This is a genomic window from Bradyrhizobium sp. CCBAU 53351, from assembly GCF_015291745.1.
Lineage (GTDB): Bacteria > Pseudomonadota > Alphaproteobacteria > Rhizobiales > Xanthobacteraceae > Bradyrhizobium.
The window spans coordinates 2,888,087-2,905,939 of the sequence record NZ_CP030059.1; the positions used below are offsets into that span (position 1 = coordinate 2,888,087).

The window sequence follows — 17,853 nt, forward strand, 5'->3', positions numbered from 1 at the left end:
GCCCCTCTGGCGAGGACGCCGACGATGTCGGCAAACCTCGTGATGTCGGATGACCTGTCCCGCGCGAATGCGATGGATTGGCCGATCGTCGGGCCTTGGACGTTCTTTCCGACCATTCGTCCCCATCGCAGCTCCGTGCGGTCATTTCGCAAGATAAGGGAGCAACGATGACTGACGCCAAGCATTCAAATTCTGTCGAGATCGAGATCGCGGAGCCGTCCAGCCTGAACGAGCAGGCTGCGGCCGCGCTGGTGATTGCCGGCGCGCTCGTCGCCGTGGCCGACCGGCAGGTTTCGCCGGTCGAGCGCGACGAGGTGATCCGGTTCATCAGGGATCGCGGACTGGCGCCGCATATCGACGACGAGCGGCTGTTTGCGATGTTCGACGCACTCGCCGAACGACTGGAGGAGCCGGATTTTGCCAATGTCGTGATCGACACGCTGCGGCCGGTCTCGAACATGCCGTTGTCGTCACATCTGATGGAACTCTCGGAGCGAGTCGCGGCCGCCGACGAAGACGTCCATCCCCACGAAGTGCAGGCGATCAAATTGCTGCGCTTGCTGACGCTGGCGCTGCCGCGCGCCAAGCCGGTCAACTCGAGTGAGGGGCGCATCAAGCAGCAGATGGCCACAAAGGAGTAAGCATGAGCGCAGCATCGAACGAGCGTACCAACGAGGCCGCAGGCCCCGCCAGCGAATTGGCGGGCGGTGACCCGCGCTTTGAGAGGCTCGTCGATCGCCTGCCGCCGCGCATGGGTGACACGGTCACCTATCTGCTCAAACCGTCGAGCCGTTGGGTCAGAATCCCCTCCGGCGCGTTGCTCATTGTCGGCGGCGTGCTGTCCTTCCTGCCGATTCTCGGCGTCTGGATGCTGCCCCTCGGTCTCGCGCTGCTCGCCGAGGACGTGCCTGCGCTGCGCTCCTCACGTTCGAAGGTCCTGGATTGGGTCGAGCGGAAGAAGCCGCATTGGCTCGAGCCGTCTGCACCGAAAAATGACCAGACATGATTGAATTCATCACGCCCGATGCGCTGACCGCGCTCCTTCAAGTCGTCCTGATCGACCTCGTGCTCGCCGGCGACAATGCCGTCGTCATCGGCCTCGCTGCGGCGGGCCTGCCGGCCGAGCAGCGCCGCCGCGCCATCATCGTCGGCATTGCGGCCGCCACGGTGCTGCGCATCGTATTTGCCGGCGTCGCGACCCAGCTTTTGCAAGTCATCGGCCTGCTGCTTGCCGGCGGCGTGCTGCTGCTCTGGGTATGCTGGAAGATGTGGCGCGAGCTGCGCGAGCAGTCGCATACGGGACAACTCGCGTTCAGCCATGGCGGCGGCGCGGATGCCGCTCCGGCGCAGCGCAAGACCTTCGGCCAGGCCGCGGTGCAGATCGTCGCCGCCGACGTCTCGATGTCGCTCGACAACGTGCTCGCGGTGGCGGGCGCCGCGCGCGAGCATCCCTACATCCTCGCCTTCGGCCTGTTGCTGTCGGTCGCGATGATGGGCGTCGCCGCCGACCTGCTCGGTCGCGTGCTCCAGAAGCATCGCTGGGTCGCCTATGTCGGCCTCGCGATCATCATTTACGTCGCCTTCGAGATGATCTATCGGGGCTCGCTCGAGCTCGCCCCCGTCATCGCGAGTCTCTGAGGCGAGGCTTCCTGTCGGCATTCCGGAGTGATCAATGACGTCTGAACCCAAAGCACCTTCGGCGCAGGCCGTGCCGCCGCGCCTCGGCCTGTTCGCCCAGCTCATCTTCGGCTCGCGCTGGCTGCAATTCCCGCTCTATATCGGTCTCATCGTCGCGCAGGCCGTCTATGTGCTGTTGTTCCTGAAAGAGCTCTGGCATCTGGTTGCGCACTCGTTCGACGCCAGCGAGCAGCAGATCATGCTGGTCGTGCTCGGGCTGATCGACGTCGTCATGATCTCGAACCTCCTGATCATGGTGATCGTCGGCGGCTACGAGACTTTCGTCTCCCGGCTGAACCTGACCGGCCATCCCGACGAGCCCGAATGGCTCAGTCACGTCAATGCCAGTGTGCTGAAGATCAAGCTTGCGATGGCGATCATCGGCATTTCCTCGATCTCGTTGCTCAGGACCTTCATCGAAGCCGGCAATCTCGGCACCACGCGCAGCAATTTCACCGAGACCGGCGTGATGTGGCAGGTGCTGATCCACCTGACCTTCATCATCTCGGCGGTCGGCATCGCCTGGGTCGACCGTCTCAGCGAGAGCGCCCATCGCGAGAAGGCCGCCCACGACTGATCAACCTGGCCGTCTCAATTACCTCCCGAGCGGCCAATCCTGAGCCCGCCTGATCCTCAGATCCGGCGGGCTCCTTTTCGAGATAGATAAAATTGTCTGCAATCCGCTCAGCGGCGGCAAACCGTGCGGACAAGAAGCGTGGTGCCTTAAACCAGGTCTTTGGAACCGATCTGCATCCTGCTCGGAAAAGGGCAGGGCTATCGGCATGTCAATTCTCAGGGAGATCGTCGCAGCGGTTGCGGGAGTCTACGCACTCCTGCTCGTCTGCGACGCATTGTTCGGAGTCGGCGAGGTGCGCTTCGACGACAATTATTACCGCGCGAGCTTCTACGCGCCGCGACCGAAGGAATTTCGGTTTGCGACAGACACGCCGCCGGCGGTCCGCGTCAGCGAAGCGTTCGCTCTATTCTCGGCAGGCGAGGCCAAGCCGACCCGGCGCTACTCGTCGCTGACGACCATCATTCGCTGACGCGGCCTCACTCGCCCTGGACCCATTCCGCCAACCCGCGCCACAGCGTGTCGCGGTGATCGGGGCGGAAGAAGCCGAAATGGCCTATTCCCTTGGCGCCGACATCGGACGGCGTCACCGTCAGCACCTCCGGCTTGATCGCAGTGAATCCGCTCGCGAGCAGCTCGACCGCCGGCCGCGTCGCCCAGGGATCGTCGGAGAAGCACAGCGCGCGCAGCTCGCCCTTGAACTTTGCAAAGTTGTCCAGCGCCGGCAGCTTGGAATCGAAGAGATAGCGCGGGCTCGAAACCCACTCGGCCCATTGCAGGAAGACGCCCTTGGGCAGATCCTCGCCGACGCCGGCCCAGCCCGGCGCATAACCGAGCGCGTAGGTGAGGGGCACACCGACAAAATTCATGAAGGCGAAGACGCGGTATTTTTCCGGCGAGGTCATCAGCCGCCAGGTCGCGGCCTGCGAGGCCACGAACGCCGCGCGTGAGATGTCGGTGTTGTTCGCGATCAGCCCGAGCGCCTGGCCGCCGAAGGAATGACCGATATAGGCGAGCGGCAGCGTGTTGTAGCGCTCGCGCATCCAGCGCACCGCGGCGGTGACGTCGAGCGCGGCCCAGTCCGACATCGAGGCCTTGAAGCCGACCAGCGATTTCGGCTGGTTGTAGCCGACCATCGCCGGCAGGCGGGAATCGCCGATGCCGCGGTAGTCGTAAGTCAGCACCGCGCAGCCGCGATGGGCGAGGTAGGACGCAAAGCCGCGATAGATCTTGCGCGGGACGGCGGTCGCTGAGTTGATCAGTACGGCATGGCGCTTGGCGCCCCGCGGCAGGAACAGGGTGCCGGTCAGCCCATACCCGTCGGTCGCCGGGAAGCTGATCTCGTCGATGAAAACGTCGTCCAGTGCCACGTCCATGGGTGCAAGGTTATCCTGCCAGTTTCCTCGCCCACCCAGCAAATGCGAATTTGGCTTTCCCTGCAAGGGTTTGCCATGCGAAACGGATTTACAACTGGCGGGGCGGAGCCAGCCTGTGTATAAGGCGGCCCTCGCAACCCCTAGATCAGGTTGCACTTTTTTGCTTCACGGAGAGATTGTGATGTCCGAGCGGTGGACGCCCGAGTCCTGGCGCAGCAAGCCGGTGCTACAGGTGCCCGACTATCCCGACGCCAAGGCCCTGGCCGACGTCGAGGCGCAGCTTGCGACCTTTCCGCCGCTGGTGTTCGCGGGCGAGGCGCGCAATCTGAAGAAGGCCTTGGGCCGGGTCGCGGCCGGTGAGGCCTTCCTGCTGCAGGGCGGCGACTGCGCCGAGAGCTTTGCCGAGCACGGAGCCAACAACATCCGCGATTTCTTCCGCGTGCTGCTCCAGATGGCGGTCGTGCTGACCTATGCCGGCGCGGTGCCTGTGGTAAAGGTCGGCCGCGTCGCCGGCCAGTTCGCCAAGCCGCGGTCATCGCCGACCGAGAAGATTGATGGCGTCGAGCTGCCGAGCTATCGCGGCGACATCGTCAACGACATCGCCTTCACCAAGGAAGCGCGCGTTCCCGATCCGCAGCGCCAGCTGATGGCCTATCGCCAGTCGGCCGCGACGCTGAACCTGCTCCGCGCGTTCGCGACCGGCGGCTATGCCAATCTCGGCAGCGTGCATCAATGGATGCTCGGCTTCCTCAAGGATAGCCCGCAGTCGCGCCGCTACAAGGAACTGGCCGACCGCATCTCGGACGCGCTGAATTTCATGCGCGCCTGCGGCCTCGATCTCGAGGCTCATCCCGAGCTGCGCGCCACCGATTTCTACACCAGCCACGAGGCCCTGCTGCTCGGCTACGAGCAGGCCATGACCCGCGTCGATTCCACCACCGGCGACTGGTACGCGACCTCGGGCCACATGATCTGGATCGGCGATCGCACCCGCCAGCTCGATCACGGCCATATCGAATATTTCCGCGGTATCAAGAATCCGATCGGGCTGAAATGCGGCCCGTCGCTGAAGCCTGACGAGCTCCTGAAGCTGATCGACGTGCTCAACCCCGACAACGAGCCGGGCCGGCTGACGCTGATCGGCCGCTTCGGCTCGGACAAGGTCGGCGAGCACCTGCCGAACATGATCCGCGCCGTGAAGCGCGAGGGCAAGGTAGTGGTCTGGTCCTGCGATCCCATGCACGGCAACACGATCACCTCGACGTCGGGCTACAAGACGCGCCCGTTCGACCGCATCCTGTCCGAGGTGAAGTCGTTCTTCGCGATCCATGCCGCCGAAGGCACCCATGCCGGCGGCGTGCATCTGGAGATGACGGGCCAGGACGTCACCGAGTGCCTCGGCGGCGCCCGCGCGATCACGGACGAGGACCTCAACGACCGCTATCACACGGTCTGCGATCCCCGCCTCAACGCCGAGCAATCCATCGACATGGCCTTCCTGGTCGCAGAGCTCCTCAAGCAGGAGCGCGCCGGCAAGGCTCAGCCGATGCCGGTCGCAGCGGGGCTCTAAAACCTTGTTGCGGATCTGGAAGGCCACGATCAATTCCCGTAACGGTCTGGCCTTTGCGATTGGATCGGAGCAGGCCGTTCGCGAGGAGATCTTTGCGCTCCTGCTGTCGGTGCCGCTCGCCTGGTTGATCGGCGCGACCGCGATGCGGGCCGTCGAGCTGGTCTGTGCCGTTGCCTTCGTGCTGGTCGTCGAGCTGCTCAACACCGCGATCGAAAAGCTCGCCGACCGCCTGACCATGGACCACGACAAGCAGATCGGCCGGGTCAAGGACATGGGCTCGGCCGCGGTTGGCGTCGCGCTGCTGATGGCCGGCGCGTTCTGGATCTTCGCCGTCGTCGAGCGGTTGGGTTTCGTCTAACGCGGATCGAATAAGGGCGCCCGATGACCGAACGTCTCAACGCATTCGCGGTCACGCTCGCCCAGCTCAATCCGACCATGGGCGACATCGAGGGCAATGCCGCCAAGGCACGTTCGGCGCGCGCGCGCGCGATCGCCGACGGCGCCGATCTCGTGCTGTTTCCGGAATTGTTCATCGCCGGCTATCCGCCGGAAGACCTCGTGCAGAAGCCGTCTTTCCAGGCGGCCTGCCGCGCCGCGGTCGAAGCTCTCGCCCGCGAGACCGCCGATGGCGGGCCCGCCATGCTGGTCGGCACGCCCTGGGTCGAGGAGGGCAAGCTGTACAATGCCTGTGCGCTGCTCGACGGCGGCCGCATCGCGAGCCTGCGCTTCAAATGCAATCTGCCGAATTACGGCGTGTTCGACGAGAAGCGGCTGTTTTCGCGCGGGCCCGCCGCGGGCCCGGTGACGGTGCGCGGCGTACGCATCGGCGTGCCGATCTGCGAGGACATCTGGCTGGAAGAGTCCGAGGACTACGAGAACGTAGTCGAGACGTTGGCCGAGACCGGCGCCGAGATCATCCTGGTGCCGAACGGCTCTCCTTACGCCCGCGACAAGAACGACGTGCGCCTGTCGGTCGCGGTGGCGCGCGTCACCGAGAGCGGGCTGCCGCTGGTCTATCTCAACCAGGTCGGCGGCCAGGACGAGCTGGTGTTCGACGGCGCGTCCTTTGCGCTCAACGGTGATCTGTCGCTGGCGGCGCAACTGCCGGCATTCGAAGAAGGCATCGTCACGCTGCGCTTCACTCGCAACGGCGACGACTGGCGCTGCGCAGGGCCGATCGCTACGCTGCTCGAGGGCGACGAGGCCGATTACGCCGCGTGCGTGCTCGGTCTGCGAGACTATGTCGGCAAGAACGGTTTTCCCGGCGTGCTGCTCGGCATCTCCGGCGGCATCGATTCAGCGCTGTGCGCCGCGATCGCGGTCGACGCGCTCGGTGCCGATCAGGTGCACGGCGTGATGCTGCCGTATCGCTACACGGCGGTACACTCGATTGCGGATGCCGGCGAACTCGCCGGCCATCTCGGCATCCGCTACGAGGTCTTGCCGATCGCGGAAGCCGTCGGCGGGTTCGAGATGATCCTCTCGGGCCTCTTCAAGAATCTCCCGCCTGACATCACCGAGGAGAATCTCCAGGCCCGCACCCGCGGCACGCTCTTGATGGCGATCTCCAACAAGACCGGCCTGATGGTGGTGACGACAGGCAACAAGTCCGAGATGTCGGTCGGCTACGCCACGCTCTATGGCGACATGAATGGCGGCTTCAATCCGATCAAGGACATCTACAAGACGCAGGTGTTGCGGCTGGCAAGCTTGCGCAATAGCTGGAAGCCGGACGGCGCGCTCGGGCCTTCAGGCGAGGTGATCCCGCCCGACATCATCACGCGCCCGCCGAGCGCCGAGCTGCGCGAGAACCAGACCGATCAGGATTCTCTGCCGCCTTACGAGGTGCTCGATGCCATCCTGGAGCGTCTTGTCGAGCGCGAAGAGCCGCTGGATCAGATCATCGCCGCCGGCTTCGATCGCGAGATCGTCACCCGGATCGACCATCTGCTCAACGTCGCCGAATACAAGCGCCGCCAGGCCGCGCCCGGCGTGAAGGTCACACCCAGGAATTTCGGCCGCGACCGCCGCTATCCCATCACCAACCGCTTTCGCGACAAAGGCGAGAAGCTGCCGGCGGCGGACGAGACGCTGGTGTCACGCGGCAGCAAGGCCTCGATCGACGCATTCGAGGGGTGAGTTGATCGGCGTAGGGTGGGAGGTGGCGGCTCGCCGCTGCACCTATTTCTGCTGCTGCGGCAGGAAGGTCGGCCCGACCGAGCGGATCGGCTTGTTCTCGGAGCCTGCGGCGGTGCCCGTATCCGCGGGCGGCGTTGCGGCCGGTGCAGTTGCCGTCGTCGGCGCGGGAGCTGCGCCTTTCCTGGCATTCGCAGGCGTGCCCTTGTTGAGCCGCTGCTGCTGCATTTTCTTGGCGCTTTCCTCGGTCACGATGATGTCGCCCTGCTGCTCGGCTGTCGCCTTATCGTCGGCCGATTTCAGCGCGTCCGCCCAGGTCTGGCCCGCGGCCTTGCAGGAGCAGGACGGGTTGAACTCGCTGCGGAATTTGAAGGCGGTCGGCAGTGCCGTGTAGGGCTGGCCGCTGATCGAGACCGCCGAGTTCATGTCTTCGCCGGGATTGCGATGGGTGTAGAGCACGGCTTCGGCGGCCGGGCAGAGCGCCTTGCAGGTCTTCTCGTCGTCGGGGAAGCGCGCAGGCACGGTCGCGAACGAGACCGGGAAATAGGCGCCGTCGCAGGTGCGCACGCACACGGTGCGGTAGGTGCCGGATTGCGATTGCGGTCCGAGATCGGAGGGCGGCAGGCCTTGCGGATTGCCGGCGTTGTTACCGCCGAACAGATTGCTGAGGAAGTTGCCGCCGCCTTGCTGCTGCGCCGCCGCCGCGTATTGCGGGCCGCAATTGTTCTGCGCCAGCGCTGCCAGCACCGAGCGGCGCTGGTTGTCGCGCTCCGGGCTGAAGCCGCCTTGGCCGCCGCCGCGCAGGCGCTCGAGATTGCCGGTGATCTGGTCCAGATTGGCGCGCATCTGCTGGATCTGGGTGTTCACCGGGCCGCATTGCGCCGACTGGCCGTTGAACAGTGAGAAGAAGCCGGAGGAATCGCAGCCCATGCGCTTGGCCTGCATGGTGACGCGGTCGAGCTCGGCCTGCTGGCGGCTCTGGGACTCCTGGTAGCGGCGGATCTGCTCCTCACGCGCGGCATCACCGCCGCCGCCGCGGTCCAGTGCCGCGAGCTGACCCTCCAGTCGCACGCACATCGGATTGGGGCCGAGACCGTTCTGGCCCGCTTGAGGCGGCGGTCCCGGGGGACCCGCCTGCGCAAAAGCGCCGGTGGCGAGCACGACCGTGCTCAGAAGCACGGTACAGGCAAGGAGGAAGCGGGTACGGGACAGGAGCAAAAATTCAGGCATATCCGCCATTCTAGCGAGGTCACGGCCCGGCATGACTCTGAAGGGCCGAAGCGCGCCCTCCCATAGCCGCTTCCTGCGGCATCGTCACGTCGTTTCGGGGCCGAAGCACCGGGCCTAAGCTACGCCAGCTCCGAGCGAATTCAGCGCTGGCAGGTGATTGCGACATATTCGTCGCAATGGCCATGGGAGCAATTTGTGCCGGATTTGGGGACGGAGCCGGTAATTTCGTCGGGATCGACCCGCCGATAGGCCGAAGCCTGGGCAAAATCTCGTGACTGGCAGTAGCTGCGGGCGGCGGAGGCGCCGCATTTGTCGCCTTTGGCCAGGCACTGGTCATAGCCGTTGGCCTGGTTGGCGATGATGAAGACGCGGCTCTCGGCAAGGGCGCTGGAGGCCGCAAAGACGAAGGCGCTGGAAATGAGCGCGGGCAAAAATCGCATGAAAAAGCACCGGGGGCAAAAAGGGGAACCGCCGGTTCCAAAATGGGCTCAAATGGTTAGGGGATTATGAACCATCGTGGCGGGCAGCGCGCCTTGCGGAGATAAAACGGCGGTTTCGCGCCTCTCTTGACGCCGGGGCGCCTGATAGCCCATATGTTCCGCATGAACGGTCTCCTCGCCATTTGCGCCATTTGCCGCGAGATTACGAGCTAGCGATTCGCTGGCTGGAGCCGTCTTTTCTCAAAACATTGAGAGCCTCGGACGCCCGGCCGCAAGGGATGGGTTGTCATGGAATTGCGTCTTCACGATACGCTGACCCGGGAAAAGCGCCCCTTCGTGCCGCTCGATCCCAACAATGTCCGCATGTATGTCTGCGGACCGACCGTCTATGACTTCGCCCATATCGGCAATGCGCGGCCGGTGATCGTGTTCGACGTGCTGTTTAGGCTGCTGCGCCATCTCTATGGCGAGGCGCATGTCAAATATGTCCGCAACATCACCGACGTCGACGACAAGATCAACGACCGCGCCGCGCGCGATTTCCCGGGCCTGCCGCTCAACGAAGCCATTCGCAAGGTGACCGAGCAGACCGGCAAGCAGTTTCATGCCGACGTCGATGCACTCGGCGCGCTGCGGCCGAGCGTCGAGCCGCGGGCGACCGAGCACATCACCGAGATGCGCGAGATCATCGAGCGGCTGGTCAAGGGCGGCTTTGCCTATGTCGCCGAGGACCACGTGCTGTTCTCGCCGCAGGCGATGAACGCGGCCAATGACGGGCTGCCGCGCTACGGCGCGCTGTCCAATCGCTCGCTCGACGAGATGGTTGCCGGTGCCCGCGTCGACGTCGCACCCTACAAGAAGGGCAATACCGACTTCGTGCTGTGGAAGCCGTCGAAGCCCGGCGAGCCGTCATGGCCGTCGCCTTCAGGCATCAAGGCCGAGGGGCGGCCGGGCTGGCACATCGAGTGCTCGGCCATGGCCTGGAAGCATCTTGGCGAGCATTTCGACATCCATGGCGGCGGCATCGATCTCGTGTTTCCGCATCACGAGAACGAGGTCGCACAGACCTGCTGCGCCTTCCATCAGGAGCGCATGGCGAACTATTGGATGCACAACGGCTTCCTGCAGGTCGAGAGCGAGAAGATGTCGAAGAGCCTCGGCAACTTCATCACGATCCATGAGCTGCTCAAGGATTGGCCGGGCGAGGTGCTGCGTCTGAACATGCTCAAGACGCATTACCGTTCGCCCATTGACTGGACCATGAAGTCGCTGGAGGAGAGCGCCAGGACGCTCGACGACTGGTATCGTGTCGCGGCGGACGTCGAACCCGGCAAGCCGGCCGCGTCCGTCGTCGAGCCGCTGCTCGACGATCTCAACACGTCGCTGGCGATCGCGGCGCTGCACAGCCTGCGCGGCAGCGATGTGCCCGCCCTGGCGGGGTCGTTGCGGCTGCTCGGCTTCCTGTCCGAGAGCGCTGCGCAGTGGGAAGGTCGCAAGCAACAGGCGAGCGGCGTCGATGCCGGGGAGGTCGAGCGCCTGATCGCGGAGCGGACGGCCGCGCGCGCTCGCAAGGACTTCAAAGAGTCCGACCGCATCCGTGATCTGCTCGCCGCGATGGGTGTCGCGATCAAGGATTCCAAGCAAGGAACGACGTGGGAGGTCGCGCGATGAAGCGGCCCGACACGCCTTTCCCGCGGCACTGGCTCTATTACATCGCGCTGAAGATCGCGCTGCTCGTGGGCGCCGTCGCGATCGTGCTCAAGCTGTATGGGATGTGGTGAGGACGATGGGACAGACTTTGCCAAAGCCCGGATTGCGGCCGTTCCTGCCGGATGACGTTCCCGTGCTCGCCGCGATCTTCACCGCGAGCATCCAAGAGCTGACCGGTGACGATTACAGCGAGGCGCAGCAGCAGGCCTGGATGGAGGCGGCGGAAACCGAAGAGTTCGGCAAGCGGCTTGCGGCTGACCTGACGCTGATCGCGACGCTGGAGGGCTCGCCGGTTGGTTTTGCCTCGCTGCGCGGTGCCGACCACATCCGCATGCTCTATGTGCATCCGGCCGTCAGCGGGCAGGGCATCGCCGCCATGCTGGTCGATGCGCTGGAGAAGCTTGCCGGCGGCCGCGGCGCGCAAAGCCTCACCGTCGATGCCAGCGACACCGCGCAGGGCTTCTTCGCCAAGCGCGGCTACGTCGCCCAGCAGCGCAACAGCGTCACCGTCAACGACGAATGGCTCGCCAACACCACGATGAAGAAGATGCTCGGAGCCGCGGCATGAGCAAGGAGCGGCTTTATCTGTTCGACACCACGCTGCGCGATGGCGCGCAGACCAATGGCGTCGATTTCACGCTTCAAGACAAGCAGGTCATCGCCGCGATGCTCGACGACCTCGGCATCGACTATGTGGAAGGCGGCTATCCCGGCGCCAATCCGACCGACACCGAATTTTTCGGCACAAAGCCGGAGTTCAGGCACGCGCGCTTCACCGCCTTCGGCATGACGCGCCGGGCAGGGCGCTCGGTCTCGAACGACCCAGGCGTTGCCGGGCTGTTGGAAGCGAAGGCGGATGCGATCTGCTTCGTGGCGAAAGCGTCGGCCTATCAGGTGCGTGTGGCGCTGGAAACGACGAAGGAAGAAAACCTTGCGTCCATCCGCGACAGCGTCGCGGCCGCGAAGGCCGCCGGTCGCGAGGTCATGCTCGACTGCGAGCATTTCTTCGATGGCTACAAGGAAGATTCGGGCTTCGCGCTCGCCTGCGCCAAGGCTGCCTATGATGCCGGCGCGCGCTGGGTGGTGCTGTGCGACACCAATGGCGGCACCATGCCTGACGAGGTTGAGGCCATCGTCACCGAGGTGACAAAGCACATCCCCGGTGATCACGTCGGCATCCACGCCCATAACGACACCGAGCAGGCGGTGGCCAATTCGCTCGCCGCCGTGGGGGCCGGCGCGCGGCAGATCCAGGGCACGTTGAACGGCCTTGGGGAGCGCTGCGGCAACGCCAATCTCTGTTCGCTGATCCCGACGCTAAAGTTGAAGCAGGGGTTCGCCGATGCCTTCGAGATTGGCGTCACGACGGAGAAGCTGGCGACCCTTGTCAAGGTCTCGCGTACGCTCGACGACATGCTCAACCGCGTGCCGAACCGGCACGCGGCTTATGTCGGCGAGAGCGCTTTCGTCACCAAGACCGGCATCCATGCGTCCGCGGTGCTCAAGGATCCGCAGACCTATGAGCATGTGCTGCCTGAGCTGGTCGGCAATCACCGCAAGGTGCTGGTGTCCGATCAGGCCGGCCGGTCCAACGTCATTGCCGAGCTCGACCGTGCCGGCATTCCTTACGAGAAGAGCGATCCGAAGCTGACGCGCCTCGTCGAGGTGCTGAAGGAGCGCGAGGCGCAAGGCTACGCCTACGAATCCGCCAATGCCTCGTTCGAGCTGCTGGCGCGCCGCACGCTCGGCAAGGTGCCGCATTATTTCGAGGTCGAGCAGTTCGACGTCAATGTCGAGCAGCGCTACAACGCGCTCGGCGAGCGCGTCACCGTGGCGCTCGCGGTGGTGAAGGTCGACGTTGCCGGCGAGCACCTGATCTCGGCCGCCGAAGGCAACGGCCCCGTCAACGCGCTCGACGTCGCCATGCGCAAGGACCTCGGCAAGTACCAGAAATACATCGAGGGCTTGAAGCTGATCGACTACCGGGTGCGTATCCTCAACGGCGGCACCGGCGCGGTCACGCGCGTCCTGATCGAGAGCGAGGACGAGAACGGCGACAGCTGGACCACGGTCGGCGTGTCCCCGAACATCATCGACGCCTCGTTCCAGGCGCTGATGGATTCGGTGATCTACAAGCTCGTGAAGTCGGGCGCGCCGGCGTAGGACTTGCTCCGCCCCGGAATGACAGCGGAGGGGAGAGTAACCAATGATCGACCACATTTCCGTCGGCGTCAGCGATCTCGACCGCGCCGCAAGATTCTACGAGGCGACGCTCGCAGCGCTCGGCCTCACGCGCCTCGTCACGCGGCCGCGGACGGTGGGCTTCGGCAAGGCCTATCCCGAGTTCTGGGTCAACTTACGCGAGACCATGCCGCGCGTACCGGCGGAAAGCGGCGTGCACATCTGCCTGCGGGCGAAGACGACGGGCGAGGTCGATGCGTTTCATGCCGCAGCTCTCGCGGCGGGCGGGGCCTCCGACGGCGCGCCCGGCATCCGCCCGCACGATCGCGTGCGCTATTACGCAGCCTTCGTCACCGATCCCGACGGCAACCGGATCGAGGCGGTGACGTTTCCGAGCGCGTAGCGAAGCTCACCGTCGCGCGCGCTTTGCCTGCTTCACCAAATGCCGGCGCAGGAAATCAATCGTTCGACGCACCTTGACTGGCAGGAATGCCCGGTTTGGGTAGAGCACGTAGGCCGCAGTATCGAACGTCGTCGCCGTCACCTGCCAATCGGGAAACAGATCGACGAGCCGCTTGCCGACGAGATCCTCGTCGATCAGCCAGTCCGGCAGGAGCGCCGGACCGAGCCCCGCCCGTGCGCAATCGCGCAGCGCGAGCGCGTTCGAAAGCAGAAGGTCTCCCTGGACGGCGACCTCGGTGATTTCGCCGCGTCGGTCGCGGAACATCCAGCGGGATCGGAAATCGGGAAACGTGAACAGAAGGCAGGACATCGCGGACAGATCGGCGGGCCGTCTTGGCCGGGGCTTCCCACGCAGAAAAGCCGAGCTTGCACAGACCCGGTAACGGGTATCGAACAGCTTGGCGCCGACGAGGTCGCCGCTGAATCCGGGACCGAGACGGATCGCGAGGTCGATTCCCTCGCTGACCAGATCGAGATTGCTGTCCGTCAGGATGAGTTCGAGCTGGAGCTGGGGAAATTCCGCCCTGAATTCGGGCAGCAGCGGCACCAGGCAGCGATTGCCGAATGCGACTGAAGCGGTCGCGCGAAGCCGGCCGCGGGGAATGGTGCCAAGGGCGGTCGCCTCCTCGGCGGCGGCATCGAGCTCCTGTAGAACGAGCTCGGCCCTGCCCACGTAGCGTTCGCCAGCCTCCGTCAGCGACATGCTGCGTGTGGTGCGCTGGAAGATGCGAAAGCCAAGCTCCGCTTCGACCTGGGCGATCATCCGTGAGACCGAGGAGGGGTCGACGTCGCGTTGCCGCGCGGCGCCGGCAAAGCTCGCCTGGCGAGCGACCTCGATCACCAATCGAATTGAATCGATGTCCATTCGTGCAAATTAAGCATGAGCGTGGTGCGACGCCAGCCGTTTTTGCCGGGCGGCACCGCGAATAGCGTCCGGGTGTCAATTCGACATTCCGGAGAGCCCAATGCCTGTCTTGCTTCGTATCGATTCCAGCGCCCGCCTTCAGGGCTCCGTTTCCCGCGACCTCGGCGACGGATTCGAGGCGGCGTGGCGTGCGCGCGGGTCGGACTTTCGCGTGACGCGGCGCGATCTCGCCGCCGATCCGGTCCCGCAGATCACGCAGACCACGATCGCCGGCTTCTACACCGCCGCACAGGAGATGACCGCCGAGCTGCGCGCCGCGACGGCGCTATCGGACAGGTTGATCGCCGAACTCAAATCGGCCGATGAGATCCTGATCACCGCGCCGATGTACAATTTCACGATTCCGGCAGCGCTGAAGGCCTGGATCGACCAGATCGTCCGCATCAACCTGACGTTCTCCTATGACGGCACGAACTTCAAGGGACTGCTGACCGCGCGCCGTGCGACCGTGGCCAGCGCTTACGGCGCCGGCGGCTATCTCGCGGGCGGGCCGCTGGGCGGCGCGGACTTCTGCTTCAACTATCTGAAGTTCGTGCTGGGCTTCCTGGGCGTCGCCGAGATCCAGCAGATCGGCGTCGAGGCCACGACGGGCGATCCTGCCGACCTTGCCCGGCAGGTCGAGCACGCGAAAGCCGGTATTGCCGCCAAGGCGGCATGACACGCCGAAGCCCGGACCGCGCGTGATGGACCGCGACGTCGGCGTGAGCCACGTCGCGGGCATCATCCAGGCCGGTCCGGATCGATAGGGGCGCAGCTCTCTAGAGCTTGCGCGCCACTTCCGGCGCGAGATCGCGCTGGCTGTCGGGAATCTGCGCGGCCGCGGCGCGCAGCCGTGGGACGATTTCCTCGACCTTGTCCGCCTTCAGGATATCGACCGAAAGACCGGCGCGGATGAACTCGGTTTGGCGCATGTGGGACACCAGGGAGAACAGCGGCTCCCAGAAATTGTCGATATTGGCGAGCAGCACCGGCTTGGCATGACGGCCGAGCTGCTGCCAGGTCAGCTGCTCGACCAGCTCCTCCAGCGTGCCGAGCCCACCGGGCAGGGCAACGAAGGCATCAGAGCGCTCGAACATCAGCCGCTTGCGTTCGTGCATGTCTGGTGTGACGACCATCTCCTGCACGCGAGTCAGCGCGTTCTCGCGCATCCGCAGGAAGTCAGGGATGATGCCGGTGACCATGCCGCCGTGATCGAGCACTGAGGTCGCGACCGCCCCCATCAGTCCGAGCGAGCCGCCGCCATAAACGAGGCGGATCTTGTTGTCCGCCAACGATTTGCCGAGCGCCTTCGCCGCCTCGATGAAGTTGGGATTGGTTCCAGGGCCGGAGCCGCAATAGACACAGACGGTTTTGATCGTGCTCATTGATGCCATGATGCATTGCAGCGAAGAGACGTCAAGCCCTTCAGGTGATTCGGATCGCCCGGAAATCTACCGGTAAATGGCGACAAACAATCGAAGATTCGCCATCTGGCGGGGTGCGCTGACACGGGGAAGGCTCTATATGACAGGCGAAAATCGTAAATCGTGGTGACGCCCGCATCCGGCGGGCTTTCAGGCTTCTTGATGGACCAACCTCAATCGTTCGACGGCGCCGACGTTCCCAATCCTGTCGGCGGCCCGCCTGAGCGGGCCACGCTGATGGGCACGTTGGCCCATCTGTGGCCCTATATCTGGCCGGGCGACCGCTTCGACCTGAAAATGCGCGTGGTGTGGTCGCTGGTGCTGCTGCTCGCCGCCAAGCTGATCACGCTCTCGGTGCCGTTCAGCTTCAAATGGGCGACGGACGCGCTGACCGGGGCCAATTCGGCGCCGGTGCAGGCCGACAATTGGCAGCTCTGGGTGCTCGCCTCGCCGTTGTTGCTGACGGCGAGCTACGGGGTGATGCGCATCCTGATGGCGCTGCTGACGCAATGGCGCGACGGCATCTTCGCCCGCGTCGCCATGCACGCGGTGCGCAAGCTCGCCACCATCACTTTTGTTCACATGCACGAGCTGTCGTTGCGCTTTCATCTCGAACGCAAGACCGGCGGCCTGACGCGCGTGCTCGAGCGCGGCCGCGAGGGCATCGAGGTCATCGTCCGCATGGTGATCCTGCAGCTGATCCCGACCATCGTCGAGGTCTCGCTGCTGATGGCCGTGCTGCTCTGGCAGTTCGACTGGCGCTACGTGGCCGCAACGCTGATCACGGTCACGCTCTACATGTACTACACCTACATTGCGACCGAGTGGCGGATCGGCATCCGCCGCAAGATGAATGATTCCGACACCGAGGCGAACACCAAGGCGATCGACTCGCTGCTCAACTACGAGACCGTGAAATATTTCGGCGCCGAGGCCCGCGAGGCGCAACGCTACGACAAATCGGTCGCGCGCTACGAGGAAGCGAGCATCCAGACGTACACCTCGCTCGCGGTGCTCAACACGGGACAAGCCGTGATCTTCACGCTGGGCCTGACCGCGACCATGCTGATGTGCGCGATCGGCGTGCGCAACGGCACCAACACGGTCGGCGATTTCGTGCTGGTCAACGCCATGATGATCCAGCTCTACCAACCGCTGAACTTCATGGGCATGGTCTATCGCGAGATCAAGCAGGCGATCATCGACATCGAGAAGATGTTCGGCGTGCTCGGCCGCGAGGCCGAGATCAAGGACGCGCCCGATGCCAGGCCGCTGGTCATCTCCGCCGGCACCGTGCGCTTCGAGGACGTGCGCTTTGCCTATGAGCCGACGCGTCCGATCCTGAAGGGTCTCAGCTTCGAGGTGCCGGCCGGCAAGACGGTCGCCATCGTCGGCCCGTCGGGTGCAGGCAAGTCGACCATCTCGCGCCTGCTGTTCCGCCTCTATGACGTCTCCGGCGGCAAGATCCTGATCGACGGGCAGGACATCCGCAGCGTGACGCAGGATTCGCTACGCGCCTCGATCGGCATGGTGCCGCAGGACACCGTGCTGTTCAACGACACCATCCGCTACAACATCCGCTACGGCCGTTGGGACGCCAGCGATGCCGAAGTCGAGGAGGCCGCGAGCCTCGCGCAGATCGATCATTTCATCCGCATGTCGCCCAAGGGCTACGAGACCCAGGTGGGCGAGCGCGGGCTCAAGCTGTCCGGTGGCGAGAAGCAGCGGGTCGCGATCGCGCGCACCGTCTTGAAGGCACCGCCGATCCTGGTGCTCGACGAGGCGACCTCGGCGCTCGACACCCATACCGAGCACGAGATCCAGGGCGCGCTCGAGCGCGTGGCGAAGAACCGCACCTCGCTGGTGATCGCGCACCGGCTCTCGACCATCGTCGGGGCCGACGAGATCATCGTGTTGGATCAGGGCCGCATCGCCGAGCGGGGCACCCACGCCAAGCTGCTCGCGCATGGCGGCCTCTATGCCAGCATGTGGAACAGGCAGCGCGAGGCCGAGGAGGCACGCGAGAAACTGGCCAAGATGGCGGATACCGGCGAGGCGCCCAACCGGGAGCCGCCGCCGGTCAACGATGCCCTGACGGCCCCCGCGGCGGCGGAGTGAGCTTGTCTCCGGTCCCAACTCTGGCCTAAACAGGCCCGCGCGACGATCCGC

The 17,853-nt window shown here is 64.9% G+C and carries 19 protein-coding genes; 14 read left to right on the forward strand and 5 right to left on the reverse strand.

Going from position 1 to position 17,853, the window contains the following annotated elements; genetic code table 11:
- Positions 1–167: 167 nt before the first annotated feature.
- The 5 genes from XH83_RS13400 (at position 168) to XH83_RS13420 (ending at position 2,723) form a co-directional block, all read left to right on the forward strand.
- On the forward strand, positions 168–641 hold the full coding sequence (locus XH83_RS13400; RefSeq protein WP_194407445.1) for a TerB family tellurite resistance protein: 474 nt from the start codon (positions 168–170) through the stop codon (positions 639–641).
- Positions 642–643: 2 nt separating this feature from the next.
- Positions 644–1,006: a hypothetical protein gene (locus XH83_RS13405; protein WP_194407446.1), complete on the forward strand. Its 363-nt coding sequence runs from the start codon at positions 644–646 to the stop codon at positions 1,004–1,006.
- On the forward strand, positions 1,003–1,638 hold the full coding sequence (locus XH83_RS13410; protein WP_194407447.1) for a TerC family protein: 636 nt from the start codon (positions 1,003–1,005) through the stop codon (positions 1,636–1,638). The genes XH83_RS13405 and XH83_RS13410 overlap by 4 nt, the downstream gene beginning before the upstream one ends.
- A gap of 34 nt (positions 1,639–1,672) precedes the next feature.
- The gene (locus XH83_RS13415; protein ID WP_194407448.1) at positions 1,673–2,254 is read left to right on the forward strand and encodes a TIGR00645 family protein; all 582 of its coding nucleotides are present in this window, start codon (positions 1,673–1,675) and stop codon (positions 2,252–2,254) included.
- A 205-nt stretch (positions 2,255–2,459) separates the two neighbouring features.
- Entirely contained in the window at positions 2,460–2,723 is a 264-nt protein-coding gene (locus tag XH83_RS13420; protein ID WP_194407449.1) for a hypothetical protein, read from the forward strand.
- A 7-nt stretch (positions 2,724–2,730) separates the two neighbouring features.
- Here XH83_RS13420 and XH83_RS13425 read toward each other — a convergent pair whose 3' ends face one another.
- Positions 2,731–3,627, reverse strand: a complete 897-nt coding sequence (locus tag XH83_RS13425) for an alpha/beta fold hydrolase (RefSeq protein WP_194407450.1) — start codon at positions 3,625–3,627, stop codon at positions 2,731–2,733.
- A 181-nt stretch (positions 3,628–3,808) separates the two neighbouring features.
- Here XH83_RS13425 and XH83_RS13430 point away from each other — a divergent pair, with 181 nt between their 5' ends.
- Genes XH83_RS13430 through XH83_RS13440 form a run of 3 tightly spaced genes read left to right on the forward strand, consistent with a single transcriptional unit; the run spans position 3,809 to position 7,336 of the window.
- Positions 3,809–5,197: a class II 3-deoxy-7-phosphoheptulonate synthase gene (locus XH83_RS13430; protein ID WP_194407451.1), complete on the forward strand. Its 1,389-nt coding sequence runs from the start codon at positions 3,809–3,811 to the stop codon at positions 5,195–5,197.
- Between the two features lie 4 nt (positions 5,198–5,201).
- Positions 5,202–5,555, forward strand: coding sequence for a diacylglycerol kinase (locus XH83_RS13435; RefSeq protein ID WP_194407452.1), 354 nt, complete (start codon positions 5,202–5,204; stop codon positions 5,553–5,555).
- A 23-nt stretch (positions 5,556–5,578) separates the two neighbouring features.
- The gene (locus XH83_RS13440; RefSeq protein WP_194407453.1) at positions 5,579–7,336 is read left to right on the forward strand and encodes an NAD+ synthase; all 1,758 of its coding nucleotides are present in this window, start codon (positions 5,579–5,581) and stop codon (positions 7,334–7,336) included.
- Between the two features lie 42 nt (positions 7,337–7,378).
- On the opposite strand, the gene XH83_RS13445 is transcribed toward XH83_RS13440, so the two are convergent.
- Both XH83_RS13445 and XH83_RS13450 read right to left on the reverse strand, forming a co-directional pair.
- Positions 7,379–8,572 carry a DUF2865 domain-containing protein gene (locus tag XH83_RS13445; RefSeq protein WP_194407454.1) on the reverse strand — a complete coding sequence of 398 codons (1,194 nt, stop codon included), beginning with the start codon at positions 8,570–8,572 and terminating at the stop codon, positions 7,379–7,381.
- Between the two features lie 131 nt (positions 8,573–8,703).
- Positions 8,704–9,003, reverse strand: coding sequence for a hypothetical protein (locus XH83_RS13450; protein ID WP_194407455.1), 300 nt, complete (start codon positions 9,001–9,003; stop codon positions 8,704–8,706).
- A gap of 288 nt (positions 9,004–9,291) precedes the next feature.
- Between XH83_RS13450 and cysS the strand changes: the two genes are divergently transcribed.
- The 4 genes from cysS to XH83_RS13470 all read left to right on the forward strand — a co-directional run bounded on the left by cysS (position 9,292) and on the right by XH83_RS13470 (position 13,297).
- A complete protein-coding gene (gene cysS / locus XH83_RS13455) occupies positions 9,292–10,674 on the forward strand; it encodes a cysteine--tRNA ligase (protein ID WP_194407456.1) in 1,383 nt (460 codons plus the stop codon).
- A gap of 115 nt (positions 10,675–10,789) precedes the next feature.
- Positions 10,790–11,281, forward strand: a complete 492-nt coding sequence (locus XH83_RS13460; RefSeq protein ID WP_194407457.1) for a GNAT family N-acetyltransferase — start codon at positions 10,790–10,792, stop codon at positions 11,279–11,281.
- The gene (gene cimA, locus XH83_RS13465; protein WP_194407458.1) at positions 11,278–12,876 is read left to right on the forward strand and encodes a citramalate synthase; all 1,599 of its coding nucleotides are present in this window, start codon (positions 11,278–11,280) and stop codon (positions 12,874–12,876) included. The genes XH83_RS13460 and cimA overlap by 4 nt, the downstream gene beginning before the upstream one ends.
- 43 nt (positions 12,877–12,919) lie before the next feature.
- A complete protein-coding gene (locus XH83_RS13470; protein WP_194407459.1) occupies positions 12,920–13,297 on the forward strand; it encodes a VOC family protein in 378 nt (125 codons plus the stop codon).
- 6 nt (positions 13,298–13,303) lie between these two features.
- Here the strand turns inward: XH83_RS13470 and XH83_RS13475 are convergent, their stop codons facing one another.
- Complete coding sequence (locus XH83_RS13475) at positions 13,304–14,221, reverse strand: LysR family transcriptional regulator (RefSeq protein WP_194407460.1); 918 nt, start codon at positions 14,219–14,221, stop codon at positions 13,304–13,306.
- A 100-nt stretch (positions 14,222–14,321) separates the two neighbouring features.
- Between XH83_RS13475 and XH83_RS13480 the strand changes: the two genes are divergently transcribed.
- Positions 14,322–14,939, forward strand: coding sequence for an FMN-dependent NADH-azoreductase (locus XH83_RS13480; protein ID WP_194407461.1), 618 nt, complete (start codon positions 14,322–14,324; stop codon positions 14,937–14,939).
- 100 nt (positions 14,940–15,039) lie between these two features.
- Here XH83_RS13480 and XH83_RS13485 read toward each other — a convergent pair whose 3' ends face one another.
- Complete coding sequence (locus XH83_RS13485; protein WP_194407462.1) at positions 15,040–15,645, reverse strand: TIGR00730 family Rossman fold protein; 606 nt, start codon at positions 15,643–15,645, stop codon at positions 15,040–15,042.
- A 201-nt stretch (positions 15,646–15,846) separates the two neighbouring features.
- Here XH83_RS13485 and XH83_RS13490 point away from each other — a divergent pair, with 201 nt between their 5' ends.
- Positions 15,847–17,802, forward strand: a complete 1,956-nt coding sequence (locus XH83_RS13490; RefSeq protein ID WP_194407463.1) for an ABC transporter ATP-binding protein/permease — start codon at positions 15,847–15,849, stop codon at positions 17,800–17,802.
- Positions 17,803–17,853 lie beyond the last annotated feature (51 nt).